This window comes from Psychrobacter sp. H26 (assembly GCF_059073035.1).
In genome coordinates, this window is sequence record NZ_JCACRW010000001.1 from 1,044,300 (window position 1) to 1,058,251 (window position 13,952).

Annotated in this window: 11 protein-coding genes; 7 read left to right on the plus strand and 4 right to left on the minus strand. The window is 44.7% G+C overall.

Going from position 1 to position 13,952, the window contains the following annotated elements:
- Positions 1-993: 993 nt before the first annotated feature.
- Both AC5JPT_RS04245 and AC5JPT_RS04250 read right to left on the minus strand, forming a co-directional pair.
- Positions 994-1,662, minus strand: a complete 669-nt coding sequence (locus AC5JPT_RS04245; RefSeq protein WP_493857226.1) for a cupin domain-containing protein — start codon at positions 1,660-1,662, stop codon at positions 994-996.
- Positions 1,663-1,903: 241 nt separating this feature from the next.
- The gene (locus AC5JPT_RS04250; protein ID WP_493857227.1) at positions 1,904-2,767 is read right to left on the minus strand and encodes a universal stress protein; all 864 of its coding nucleotides are present in this window, start codon (positions 2,765-2,767) and stop codon (positions 1,904-1,906) included.
- A 236-nt stretch (positions 2,768-3,003) separates the two neighbouring features.
- On the opposite strand from AC5JPT_RS04250, the gene AC5JPT_RS04255 reads away from it, so the two are divergent.
- The 7 genes from AC5JPT_RS04255 to AC5JPT_RS04285 all read left to right on the plus strand — a co-directional run bounded on the left by AC5JPT_RS04255 (position 3,004) and on the right by AC5JPT_RS04285 (position 11,454).
- On the plus strand, positions 3,004-3,537 hold the full coding sequence (locus AC5JPT_RS04255; protein ID WP_493857228.1) for a DUF2058 domain-containing protein: 534 nt from the start codon (positions 3,004-3,006) through the stop codon (positions 3,535-3,537).
- Between the two features lie 475 nt (positions 3,538-4,012).
- Positions 4,013-4,417, plus strand: a complete 405-nt coding sequence (locus tag AC5JPT_RS04260) for a hypothetical protein (protein ID WP_493857229.1) — start codon at positions 4,013-4,015, stop codon at positions 4,415-4,417.
- A 230-nt stretch (positions 4,418-4,647) separates the two neighbouring features.
- Positions 4,648-6,849 (plus strand): dihydrolipoyl dehydrogenase family protein, encoded by a 2,202-nt coding sequence (locus AC5JPT_RS04265; protein WP_493857230.1) that lies wholly within the window; start codon positions 4,648-4,650, stop codon positions 6,847-6,849.
- A 126-nt stretch (positions 6,850-6,975) separates the two neighbouring features.
- Positions 6,976-8,274 (plus strand): ABC transporter substrate-binding protein, encoded by a 1,299-nt coding sequence (locus AC5JPT_RS04270; RefSeq protein WP_493857231.1) that lies wholly within the window; start codon positions 6,976-6,978, stop codon positions 8,272-8,274.
- Entirely contained in the window at positions 8,271-10,034 is a 1,764-nt protein-coding gene (locus AC5JPT_RS04275) for an ABC transporter permease (RefSeq protein ID WP_493857232.1), read from the plus strand. The genes AC5JPT_RS04270 and AC5JPT_RS04275 overlap by 4 nt, the downstream gene beginning before the upstream one ends.
- Positions 10,035-10,118: 84 nt before the next feature.
- Positions 10,119-10,763 (plus strand): ATP-binding cassette domain-containing protein, encoded by a 645-nt coding sequence (locus tag AC5JPT_RS04280; RefSeq protein ID WP_493857233.1) that lies wholly within the window; start codon positions 10,119-10,121, stop codon positions 10,761-10,763.
- Positions 10,764-10,824: 61 nt separating this feature from the next.
- A complete protein-coding gene (locus AC5JPT_RS04285; protein ID WP_493857234.1) occupies positions 10,825-11,454 on the plus strand; it encodes a CDP-alcohol phosphatidyltransferase family protein in 630 nt (209 codons plus the stop codon).
- A gap of 17 nt (positions 11,455-11,471) precedes the next feature.
- On the opposite strand, the gene AC5JPT_RS04290 is transcribed toward AC5JPT_RS04285, so the two are convergent.
- Both AC5JPT_RS04290 and AC5JPT_RS04295 read right to left on the minus strand, forming a co-directional pair.
- Entirely contained in the window at positions 11,472-12,083 is a 612-nt protein-coding gene (locus tag AC5JPT_RS04290; RefSeq protein ID WP_493857235.1) for a TetR/AcrR family transcriptional regulator, read from the minus strand.
- Positions 12,084-12,340: 257 nt separating this feature from the next.
- Positions 12,341-13,852, minus strand: a complete 1,512-nt coding sequence (locus tag AC5JPT_RS04295; protein WP_493857236.1) for an aldehyde dehydrogenase family protein — start codon at positions 13,850-13,852, stop codon at positions 12,341-12,343.
- Positions 13,853-13,952: the final 100 nt, after the last annotated feature.

Genomic DNA, 13,952 nt, shown 5'->3' on the forward strand with positions numbered 1-13,952 from the left:
TCAATACTATTCTTTTACAATTTTAATGCAATACGGCTATTATTATAAAATTGTAAACAATGTTTCATTGTGTTTTTTATTAAGACTTTCTCCTGCTCTCTAGACCTTACGGTACATACATTCTTATCATTAAATATAATAAATTCTTTTGATAAAAAGGTTCATAACACTTGTATAAGTATCAGAAATTATTGTAAAAGTTTAAAAAATCTCAAATCATCTAACTATATCAATAAGAGTCTATCTTGCTAGTTTTAGTCAATATAGATAAATAAGTCGTCAACTGTTCTGGCTTCATCCTATTTTTATTTATTAAATCAGCTCTATTATATCTATATAAATAAGTAAAAATTATGAATAGAAAAAATATTACAAGCAAACTGAATAAAATAGCACTGATATTTTAGTAACCCTTAACCAATTAAAAATTAGTTATACATTAATATATAATAAAAAACTTATTATATTTTTATCGAGAATTTTCATAAATGCAGCTTATATGACAACAGTAATTGGATAGACTTAATTTGATTAATAAATGCTGTGCTTTACGAGTGTCCAGTCACCTCATCTTAGGCTTCATGAATATATGAAAGAGTAAATCCTTCGGTGATTTTATATTTGGAATGACACATAGAATATTCCTGACTAATCAGCAGCAGTATTGTAAGTTGTTGGCAATGTTTGTACGTAAAGGTAAAGAATTATACAGCGCTCTATATGCTCCGCATAAAGATGAGATCTCCAAAAAGAGGTTTTAGAGGCCATAGTAGAGAATGATACTTGATTACTTTGAATGATAGAGAGGCGTTAAACGCGAGATGCTTAGATGCTTAGATGCTTAGATGCTTAGATGCTATATGACAGTAGTACGGTGGCAGGTAATTGCAGACTGGTCTAATACAAGTAGATACATACAGGTATGGTTATATCCACTATAGATACTAGTGTAAATATGAACTTTTAGTGCGGTGTTTTATAGACGTGAGGTGCTTAAAGCCCAATTATCTGGCTCAAATGTCCCATCTTTAGATATATCGTAGCACCCTTTGGTCCTGCCTTGGTCTGTGCATATGTGTCTGTAGGTAGACGTATCCACCCATCACGCTGATATACTTGTCCCTCGTCTAGCAGCTCACCTGCCAACACTAACAACTCTGCACCGCCGCTGACAATATCAGTAAATAGCAACTCGCCAGCGTCTATACGTAGCAAGCTAACCTGCTCAGTCCCATTTGAAAAAAGAGGACAGACATCACGGTTGCCTTGTCGCTGCCAATTGGTCCTATCTTGAGTATCGATAGCCACATGACTTGATTCATCAGATGTCATTTGTCGCAGTTTAACAAAGATCACCGCGCCTTCATCGCTATAGGGTTTGTGACCTGAGTTTGGCGGGTTACGTAAATACCAACCTGCTGGATAATGTGTGTCGTCTGCAGAAAATGTCCCTGACAGGACTAGAATCTCTTCTCCGCCCGGATGCATATGATGCGGAAAATAAGAGTTCGGTGCATAGCGCACAAGACTGGTTGCACGGGCTTTTTCTTCACCCACGCGGTCTAGCATGACACGCTCTACGCCGCTCTGAGGCGACTGTACCCATTGATGGTTTGCAGGTGTAAGGGCAGCACGGCATGAGAAATCTGCATTGATACGCATAAAATATTCCTAGGATAATGTGAAGTTGCTGAATCACTCATCATCCAACTCAAGCGGTTATTTGGCGCGCTAGATAACCGCTTATGACAATAAATAGTAGACGATGACACTGTGTGCGTAGACCATATGTGCTTAGACCAATAGCCTAGCAAAAGCTGGTGTGAGCTTAATCTAGTGTCTCTCTAATAAAGAAACAAGCAGCCTAACAAAAAAAAGCAGCAAGGACTTACTGACATATTAATTAACGCACTAAAATGACAGGTGACAACGTACTGGCGATGATTTCTGTCGTGGTGCTCCCAAGGAATAGCTGCTGCCACTTAGAGTGTCCGTAGGCACCTACCACCATAATATCGATATGATTATCTACTTGAAATGTTAATAACCCATCAACAGTATCAGCAGCAGATAAGTGATGTGCTTCAACCACAAAGCCTGCGTCCTCTAGCTCAGCCGCGGCGCCGCTCATACTTTGCTTGGCAGCATCATTATGATTACCCACCATCACGATATGACCTTCCAAGCCTTTTAATAAAGGGCTTTTTGCTACCATCCATGCCGCTTTGATGGAGGTTTTACTCCCATCAAACGCAATCATATAGGATTTAGGCGTTTCAAAGGTCTCTGAGCAGATCAGTATGGGTATGTCCGATCCACGAGCCACCGTCTCGATTTGGCTACCAATATTGATTCGGCTGTTTTTATGATCTTCACCGCGCCGTCCCATCACGATTGCACGGTTTTCTGTTTTGAAATGTTCAATACTAGGCAACAGCTTACCGTGGCGCTGATACACGCGCACATTGACATCGGCGAAGTGATTTTGGATATGACTTTTTGCGTCTTGTACCAAGGCATTGCTATAGCTATTAACGACCTTTGCTCTTTGCTCATCTAATTGCGACAACTCTTGTAGCAAGAACTGGCGACTGTTTATCCCTATCGCCCCTGACAAGTCACGTCTGACTGAAGCGGGTACATCGCTGACATGTAATAGCCCAACAGGTAGGTTCAGTCTGCTGGCATACCATGCTGCATAGTCACAAACCGATTCGGTTACTGCTGAGCCGTCAATACAAGCTAAAATATGCTGTGAGGTTGTCATAATCCATCCTTAGATTGTGTTATTTATTCTTATATAGCTTGGCATATACCGCCAACCTACGCCCTCTATGCGAGAGAAAGCGTTACAAACGCTATCCCTTAATTCGATGATAACCAATTTGGACGGTTTCAGCCAGTGCGTAACCACAAGCGCTACTAAAGTTTGCTACAATACCTCCTTTAGTGTTTATGATTCAGTATTTAAGACTTACGTATCGTTATTTAGGTGATTAAATTATGGCAAAAAACGCCCTACAGGCTCAACTATTAAAGGCTGGATTGGTCGATAGTAAAAAAGCCAAAAAAATCAGCAAGCAAACTCAGCATGCCAAGCGTACTGGCGACTCAGAAAGTCTAGAGACCAAAAAAGCGCTGGCAGATGCCCAAGCAAAAAAGCTTGAAAAAGATCAGCAGCTCAACCAACAAAAACAGCAAGCGCTAGAAGAAAAAGCATTAAAGGCTAATATCATCCAAATGATTAAGCAGCATCAAATAACGGATACAGATGGTGAGGTCAGCTATCAGTTCGTTGATGAGTCTAGAGTAAAGAAAATTGCTATCACACAGAAGCTGTATGATCAGATCGTAGCAGGTCATGTCGTGATCGCACGACTAGAAGACAGCTACGCCCTACTTCCTCGTCCATTGGCAGATCGCATCGATACAAAAATGGAAGGCTTCATGGTCGTGTCTAATGACACCGCTGAAGAAGTACTAGAAGAGGATGATCCTTACGCCGCTTATGTGATTCCAGACGATTTGATGTGGTAGGTATCTCGTTACTGCTGTACTGCTTAGATAAGTTTGTAGTCAAAACCCCTTCATAGAATCAATGTTTTATGAGGGGGTTTTGCTATCTAGAGTCAGCTGGCATAGACATTCGCTTGCCAAACTGCTTGAAAGTGCATTGTCTACAATCAAGAAGAAAGCACCTATGACTGGTTATGCTTCTTTAAGCGACTATTGCTGGTTTGGTCGAAAAAAGTAACCAAGCCCTATAAATACCATATTATGAATGTATAAGCTTGAACAGTCATTCAATAACCACTACAATGCGATTTTAAGGTATTCAGCGGTAATCTTTTATTTATATTTGAGTAATCACTCAAATATATAAGTATGTCGACTATGTCTATTGACATGTAATAGTAGACGTTTGCACTGTCATCATCTACGTAGATTACCTATATAGCTGTGTTTATATCGTTCTTAATTCACTTTCACCCTTTCTCAGAAGAGATCACTCATGCCAAAACACTTACCTCTCTCATTACTATTACTTCGACTGGGTGTTTTTATTGTCTTTCTTGTTTGGACACTAGACAAATTCGTAAACCCTGAGCATGCTGCCAATGTATTTGCTAAGTTTTACGCTCTAGAAAACTTGGGCACTAGTATGGTTTATGCGGTTGCTAGCTTGCAGATCATTCTCATATTGTTGTTTGTCGCGGGTTTATTCAAAAAATGGACATACGGTATTATTTTATTGCTCCATGCTGCCTCGACCTTTGCCACCTTTCATCTTTATCTTCAGCCCTTTGACAACTTGCTGTTCTTTGCCGCATGGCCGATGCTAGCTGCTTGCTTGGTACTGTTCTTGATGAGAGACTATGACACTTGGACACTGGGCAAAAACACTGCTGTGGCATAATTTTTGGTTGCATCTGCTGTTAGACTCTATAATTACCAAATAATATAAATACCAGACAGCAGGTTGCAGGTCATATACTATAGTTCTGAGGTTTTACGTTTTGTCTCAGGCATACCAGTAAACCGTTCAGCGCAGTAGCTCTATACAATTACTACCATCACGTCATGACACTACTCATAGTGCAATGACGACGACTTTAGCCTTCGCCACACTATTAGGCCGGATCCCTCATGATTAAGAGAATATTTTTAATACTATTAATATTGATACTAGCGGCAAGCTTTTTTTATTTTGACCTCAATCAATTACTGACGCTTGACGGCTTAAAAGGGTCGATGGCTCAGTTCAATGAGTATAAAGCACAGTCCCCGTTACTGGTTATCGGTGGTTTCTTCTTACTCTATGTGGTCGTCACTGCCCTATCCTTGCCAGGCGCTGCTATTTTGACTTTGGCAGCGGGAGCACTGTTCGGATTGGTGCAAGGCTTACTGATTGCCTCATTTGCCTCTACTATAGGTGCAACGCTCGCTTTTTTGACCTCACGTTATCTGCTGCGCGATACCATCAAGCAGCGCTTTCCTGAGCGTCTGGCAGCAATTGATAAAGGCGTTGAAAAAGAAGGCGCGTTTTACTTATTTACCTTGCGATTGGTACCGATATTTCCGTTCTTTTTGATTAATCTGTTGATGGGCGTTACCGCTATCAAGTCATGGACTTACTATTGGGTTAGCCAAATCGGTATGCTTGCTGGTACTTTTGTTTTTGTAAATGCAGGGACACAGTTGGCACAAATTGATAGTCTATCAGGGATCTTATCATTCGATTTGATCCTCTCATTTGCGCTATTGGGCTTGTTCCCATTGATCGCAAAAGGAGTGATAAATATGTTCAAAAAAAGACGCGTCTATAAGAACTATAATAAGCCCAAAACCTTCGATCGCAATATGATCGTCATCGGCGCAGGTGCAGGCGGTCTAGTGACCAGCTATATCGCCGCGACAGTCAGGGCAAAAGTCACCCTGATTGAGGCAGGAGAGATGGGCGGTGACTGCTTGAACTATGGCTGTGTCCCAAGCAAAGCCATTATTAAAAGTGCAAAAGTCGCAGAGCAGATGCGTGATGGTGAGAAGTATGGTCTTGAGAATACCACGCCGCATTTTTCATTCAAAAAAGTCATGGCGCGCGTACACGATATCATCGCGGAGATTGCACCGCACGATAGCGTCGAGCGCTACACTGATCTGGGCGTTGAAGTCCTAAAAGGGTATGCCAAACTGATCGATCCATGGACGGTGGAGGTCACCCTCAATGATGGTGGCACTCAGACGCTCACGGCACGCACTATTGTGCTTGCCACTGGTGCACGCCCCTTTGTCCCGCCACTTCCAGGTATTGAGGAGACAGGTTATGTCACCAGCGATACCTTGTGGGAGAAATTTGCAACGCTTGATGAGACACCCAAAAAGCTCGTTGTGTTAGGTGGTGGCCCCATTGGCTCTGAGCTGGCACAAGCATTTGCGCGTCTAGGCTCAGACGTCACCCAAATCGAACGCAGCACACGTCTTATGAAAAAAGAAGATGAGGAAGTCTCCGAGTTTGCTCAAAACGCACTAGAGGCCAGCGGTGTCACGGTCTTGACATCTCACCAAGCGGTTCGCTGCGAGATTCGTGATGGCAAAAAGTACATTATCGTTCAGCAGCTAGGTGATGAGGATCAAAGCAGTCAGCAAAAAGGCCTACAAGAAAATCTACAACCAGAGATGGCGCTTGAATACGATGAGCTACTGTGTGCAGTCGGTCGCAGCGCTCGTCTTGAAGGTTATGGACTTGAAGCGCTCGGTATCGAGACAGATCGTACTGTGGTTACCAATGAATACCTAGAAACGCTATATCCTAATATTTATGCAGCAGGTGATATTGTTGGGCCTTATCAGTTCACACATGTTGCCTCACATCAAGGGTGGTATGCTGCGGTCAATGGCTTGTTTGGTCACTTTAAGAAGTTCAAAGTTGATTACCGAGTGATTCCATGGACGACCTTTATTGATCCTGAAGTCGCTCGCGTGGGTTTGAACGAGCAAGAAGCAATCGATAAAGGCATTGATTTTGAAGTGACGCGCTACGACTTTGAAGAATTAGATCGTGCGATCACTGATAGCGCTGCCAAAGGCTTTATTAAAGTCATTACACCCAAAGGCAAAGACAAAATCCTAGGGGTTACGATAGTGTCCGAGCACGCTGGTGATTTGATGAGCGAGTTTGTACTCGCAATGAAACATGGCTTGGGACTGAACAAAATACTTGGTACTATTCATACCTACCCAACATGGGCGGAGGGCAACAAATACGTTGCTGGCGAATGGAAACGCAACCACGCCCCTGAAACCGTATTGAACTGGTTAGAGAAATATCACACATGGCGTCGTGGTTAGCCGCCTGTATGGCCATTGAATGACCTGATCGACAAAACAAGCCTGAGATCATCTGGTTGAGCTAAGGTGTGTCCTTAATAGTTTTTATCAGCTCAACTCAGACATATAAGCATAATGGAAGCTTCAATGGACCCAACCTCTTCTCTACTGATGCTAAGACGCTTCACAAAATGTAGTGCTTATGCAGCGATGCTTGGCATTTGTATTGGTATTTCTGCCAGTACCGCATCAACCAACAGCACCACGAGTGACCAAGCGTTATCGCCATGGCAACAGATAGAGGCGCAAGGTAAGAATCAAGACGTTTATTTTTATGCGTGGGGCGGCGATCCACAGATCAATGCTTATCTACAGTGGGCGGCCAAGCAGGTTGAAGATAAATATAATATCAACTTGGTCCATGTCAAACTGAGCGATACCAGTGAGGCTGTCAGCCGCGTACTCGCAGAAAAGTCAGCCAATAATAACGATCAGGGCAGTGTTGATCTGGTATGGATTAATGGCGCTAACTTTGCCACCATGAGTGAAAACTCATTGTTACTCAAGCAATGGGCAAATAAACTGCCAAATTTCTCATTAACCGATCCCAATAATAATCCGACAGTCAATTATGATTTTGGTGTACCAACCGAAGGAATGGAAGCCCCTTGGGGACAGGCGTCATTGACCTTTTATTATGACAGTCTCTCGGTCAATACACCGCCGGCCACCCTTGATGAACTCAGCACTTGGACAGCACAGAATCCTGGACGCTTTAGCTACCCAAAGCCGCCTGACTTTTTGGGTATGAGCTTTTTAAAATATGCCCTGGTCATGCTCCATGAGCAGCACGATGCTGAGACCGGTCAAAACACCAAAGCACAATTGAGCCTGCCTGCCACTGAACAAAACATCGCGCTCGTACTAGATCCATTGTGGGCATTTTTGGATGACTTTCATCCGACGCTGTGGCGTGATGGTGAGCAGTTTTTACAGACAGGGGCACAGATGCGCCGTTTGGTCGATGATACCGAGCTGAGCTTAGCCTTTACCTTTTCAGCACCTGAAGTGCCTGCCGCCGTCCAGCGATTTGATTTGCCCAAAAGCATACGCAGTTATGCGATGAGTGATGGTAGCTTGAGTAATACGCACTTCGTTGCCATTCCTTACAATACAAGCCACCCACAAGCCGCGCAGCTGGTCGCTAACTTTTTGATGAGTCCAGAGGCGCAGGCGCACAAGCAGACCCCTGCCGTGTGGGGTGACAAAACGGTATTGGTCCAGTCAATGCTTAATCCTGAGCAGCAAGCACTGTTTGATAGTAAGCAAATACATCCAAGCGCCCTACCCTTTGACAGCATCACGCGCACAGTGAGTGAACCGCATCCAAGCTGGGTAGATGCCATTATGCAAGGTTGGCAAATTCGTTATGGGGTAAGCCCATGAGTCAGGGTTTTGACAAAATAGCAAAGACGCAAGCGCGCGCCAAACCTTTTCTCCTTGAGCAAACAGACTGGTTTACACGTATTGTCACTTTGAGTCCAAAACTCTTGGTTTTGATATTGATACTACCTGTATTGGGCGGTCTGATTGGTGTGGTGTTGCCTGCTTTTGGCTGGGTGCCTGCGCTCGATAGAACCACGCTTAACTTACAGAGGTTTACTGAGCTTTGGCAAACGCCAGGACTTACTCAGATGGCAGCCTTGAGCGTTGCTACTGGACTCATCAGCACCCTACTTGCTTTTATTCTCGCACTGATGATATTGGCAGCCTTTTTTAACAGTATTTGGCTACAACGTATTGAGCACTTACTAAGCCCTATCTTAGTCATTCCTCATGCTGCAGCCGCTATTGCGGTAGGGTTTTTGATTGCGCCGTCTGGGATGTTTGCACGGCTCATCTCTCCGTGGCTCAGCGGCTGGGCGTTGGCACCAAACGGTATATTGCCACATGACCCTTACGGCATCAGTATTATATTGGGTCTAACCTTAAAAGAGCTCCCATTTCTGTTATTAATGGCGTTAGGCGCGTTAGCACAGCCTGAGCTTGGTAAAAAGCTACGACAGCAATATAAAGTCGCACTCAATCTCGGCTACTACCCGATCACTGCTTTTTTTAAGGCAGTATTTCCTCTGTTATACCCTTTTTTACGTCTGCCCATATTGGCGGTACTCGCTTATGCCAGTGCAAGCGTCGAGATGCCATTGATACTCGGTCCTAACACCCCGCCCACGCTCGCCGTCTCTATCATGAATTGGTTCAATGATGTGGATTTGACCTTGCGTATAAAGGCCTCTGCTGGAGCACTATTACAGCTGGCATTGACGGCAGGGTTGGTCGCTTTTTGGTTAGGCGGTGAAAAAGCCATCAAAGCATGCTGCGGTGCTTCTTTGACCAATGGCAAACGCCAATACGCGGATAAAGCATGGCAAAAAATTACTGGTGTACTTACTGTCTTCGTTATCGGTTTTATGCTGCTCTCGCTTATCGGTCTGGCATTATGGTCTATTGCTGGCTATTGGCGATTCCCAGCGCTGCTACCAGAGCAGTTTGTCTGGTTGCATTTTGATAGTGCCTTTGCACAGATGGATACGCCACTTTTTAATACCCTAACTATCGGTCTTGTCAGCACTGCATTTGCGATTATACTTGCCCTGTTGTGTCTAGAAGCTGAGCAATTGCGTGCAAAGCATCTTTCAAACTTGACCAGTTTGATTATTTACTTACCACTACTGGTGCCCAGCATTGCCTTTTTGTTTGGCTTGGTGTGGATGCAGCAATTAATCAATTACCAATCAGCATTTTTCAATGTTGTCTTTGCGCATGTGTTATTTGTCTTACCTTATGTGTTTTTGTCACTTGCCAGTAGCTATCGACGTCTAGATCCTCGCTTTGCCCATGTGGCAGCCAGCTTAGGTGCAGCACCAATTAAGGTGTTCTTTCAGATCAAACTGCCGCAGTTGTTTGCCCCGATTTTGATAGCTATCGCACTTGGTCTAGCGATTAGTTTTGGTCAATATTTACCTACACTATTAGCAGGCGGCGGTCGTATCGCCACGATAACGACAGAAGCGGTGACACTCGCGAACGGTGCCAGTAGGCGCACCAGTGCCGTTTATGCCATCATACAAATGGCGCTGCCGCTCATTGGTTTTATACTGGCTTGGATATTGCCAAAGTTATTTTTTAGAAGTGGCGCTCGCTAGCAGTCTGATCGTTCATAAAAACGGTCACCAAAAATATCAACCATAAAAATATCAGTCGTTCAAAACGCATATAAAGGGTTCTCGATGCCATCAACTTTACAGATAAAAGACTTGCAGCTGTTTCGTCAAAACGAGCGATTACTCAGTATGGATGAGCATATCGCTGGTGGCGACATACTTACCGTAATGGGACCTTCTGGTAGCGGCAAGTCAAGCTTACTGAACTGGCTGACGGGATCATTATCCAAGGATTTTACGTCAACTGGTACGGTATGGCTAAACGATCAAGACGTCACTCACCTGCCAGCGCACATGCGCGGTATTGGCGTACTGTATCAAGATGCGCTGCTGTTCTCGCATTTGTCAGTGGCAGGCAATATTGCTTTTGCGATGCCAAAAAACAATAAAGACGGTGGTAAGAAGCAACGACTCGAAAGAATAGAGCACGCGTTAGCACAAGTGGGTTTGGCAGGTATGGGAGATCGACACCCTGACAATCTATCAGGTGGTCAACAAGCGCGCGTGGCATTACTACGGACCTTGCTTGGCGCACCCAAAGCCATACTACTGGATGAGCCCTTTAGTAAGCTTGATACTCAGCTCAGACAAGACACGCGCCAGCTGGTCTTTGAGCAAATACAGACATACAAGCTCCCTGCTATCATGGTGACACATGATGAGAGCGATGCCAAAGCAGCAGGCGGCAAAATCATTCACCTTGATCGATAGCCTTGGATATTATGCTCAAACATCCAAACACAGTATAAGCGAACCACAAAAGGCACCTTGCATGCTAGACAAGTTTCTTACGCCTGTTATCAAACCGATCCTTAATCCTGTCGTTGTGGTCTTACACAAACGCGGTGTCACCGCAGATCAGTTGACAGTCGCTGGGTTCTTGATTGGGATGTTGGCATTGCCGCTCATCGCCTTTGAGCTGTGGTATAGCGCACTGGCAGTAATTATTGTGAATCGACTCTTTGATGGTCTTGATGGTGCATTGGCACGTCATGCACAGCAAAGCTCCAGCGCAGGTGGCTACTTGGACATTACGCTAGACTTTTTATTTTATGCTGCGGTGCCACTTGGGTTTATATTGGCCAATCCTGCACAAAACGCTATTGCAGGCGCGTTATTGCTAGCGGCGTTCATAGGAACTGGGTCGAGCTTTTTGGCATTTGCGATTGCCGCAGAAAAATTCAAATTGGATAAACCTCAGTTTAAGTACAAAAGCTTTTACTACCTAAACGGCCTCACTGAAGGCACCGAAACCATCGCGCTATTCATCGCTTTTTGTATTTGGCCACAGCATTTTGTGCTACTTGCCAGTATCTTTGCGACTGCTTGCGCGATTACGATCTTTACCCGCATCCATGGCGGCTACCATACCCTCAAGCAGTTAGAGGCTTCGCAGCGATAGAGATATCTAATCCACTGCTAGGCTTTTGCTGAATGATCAAGTCGCAGCGCTTCTATAGATGAGGCCATATCTTCAGCAAGATTATGAATCGCCGCACTATCGACATCACGCTGTGCGAATGCACGCAGACCCATGACCTCCGCCTGTAGTCGTCGTCCTAGCCTCACTGCATCAAGCTGACTGTCTATCTCACCTATCTGCTGAGCCTTTTTAAAGCACTCTATAAATCGCGTCTCCATCCCTACCAGTAGCAGCTCAACTTTCTCTAGTGCCGCCTGCTCACGAGCGCCTAGCTCTAATAAGCTTTTGACCAGCATACAAGCACGGCTCGGCAATGCTTTATCACGAATACCGCCCAGCTGCCTGATATAAGCGGCCAAACCTGATAAAGGCGTTTGATGATGGCTCAATACACGCTCAAGCTCGGTCAGTCCTAGGCGAGCGTAGTATTCTAGCGCCTCTTGAAACAGGCCATCTTTACTGCCAAAAGCAGCATAAATACTCCCTGGACGCATATCGAGCGCTTGTTCGATATCTTTTAGGGAAGTGGCATGAAAGCCCTTTTGCCAAAAAAGCTGTAATGCTCGCTCCAGAGCGTCTTGACGATTGTAGAGTGCGCTGCGTGACATACTATGCCCCATGTAAAAAGCCGTGACATCATATAAAAATGAGCACGGCGATAAATTTGAATGATTGCTCAATTTTATCCTGAATGAGCCCTCCAGTAAAGTTAATGCCTTTTAATAACGTTAACAACCTTGATATAGTAAACAAATTAGTCAATAGAACATAAGATGCTAATGCCCCTAGCTATCAATCACCATATAGCTAGGGGCACGGCTCTAAAGTATCTTATAGAAGCATAAGCAATCTAATCAGTGAGCATTCATTGTGTCAGCAGTACGTGCTTGCTCTTTTGGTAAGCAGATAAACCATCGCCGCCCAGCTCGCGGCCGATACCGCTTTGCTTAAATCCGCCCCAGCCCGCTTCTGGCAACACGATTTGCTGCTCATTAATCCAAAAGTGACCTGCTTGGATTTGTAGTGCCATTTCTAGCGCTACAGTCTCATCGGCACTCACGATAGTCGCTGCCAAGGCAAATTTGCTATCATTGGCTAAGCGAATGGCTTCTGACGCTTCGGTAAAAATTGTACTGACCAATACAGGGCCAAACACTTCTTCCATCCATAACTGACTGGTCGTTGGCACATCTGTATAGATGGTTGGCGTTGCAAAATATCCTGCGCTATCCACTATCTTGCCACCCGTTAAGCACGTGAGCTGCTCGGTCGTGGCAATATCAACGTATTTTTTGACTTGGTCTAGTTGCTGCGCGCTCACCAATGGACCCATTTGAGTATCGGTATCAAAACCGTCACCGATTTGTAGATTTGTCGTTTTTGCTTTTAAGGTCTCAAATAGCGACTCAGCAATACTTTGGTGAACAATTAGCCGTGAAGTTGCTGAACATATTTGACCCGCGTTGGTAAATATACCACCAATAATCAAATCACAAGCGTGATCAATATCGGCATCTGCACAGACTACGATGGCAGATTTACCGCCCAGCTCTAGGCTGATATCTTTGACGTTTTTGGCTGCTTGATTCATGACCTTTTCACCGACCGCATTACTCCCGGTAAATGAAACTTTATCAATCCGTGGATGACTGCTCATAGCAGCGCCCACTTCAGCTGCTCCCGGTAAGATATTTACCACGCCTTTGGGCAATCCTATCTGGGACAAGATATTACCCAGCATCAGCTCTGGCAATAGGGTCACCTCAGACGGCTTTAATAATACCGTACAGCCTGCCGCTAGCGCTGGTGCTAGCTTCCAAGCTGTCGTCACCATCGGAAAGTTCCAAGGGGTGATCAGCGCACAAATACCCACAGGCGCGTACGTCTTTAGCAGCCTGATGCCCGACTCAAGCGTAGATACCTCAGACCATGTGGCCTGATCGGTGATGAGAGTGGCATAATAGCGATAGCAAGCAATCGCATCACCAACGTCTATCTTGGCCTCCTCAATTGGCTTGCCGTTGTTTAGCACCGATAGCCCAACCAATTTATCAAACTGCTGCTCCATAGACTCTGCAATCGCGCTTAGATAACGGGCGCGTATGCTCACATCAGTCTGTGACCAGCTGGCATAAGCCTCAGTAGCAGCACTGACTGCTGATTCGACATGAGCGCTGCTACACAAGCGTGTCGTGGCAATTATTTCGCCTGAGTTGGGGTCATATAGGGCATGGCTATTTTTATTATCAGAATCGGTCGTGAGGCTGTCAATAGCGACCCAGTCGCCATTAATATAAGCGGCATTTAATACCACTTCTTCTTGGGCGACCTGTTGGGCCTTTTGTCTGGTTAGGTATGTAGCGTTTGCTGTATTCATGAGTATTCTTACCTCTTATTTTTTATAGTGTTTACTTTACTGATGATGGTTATAGGCATCCTATAACTAATGGCGACCTACACACTTATATCAAAATAGC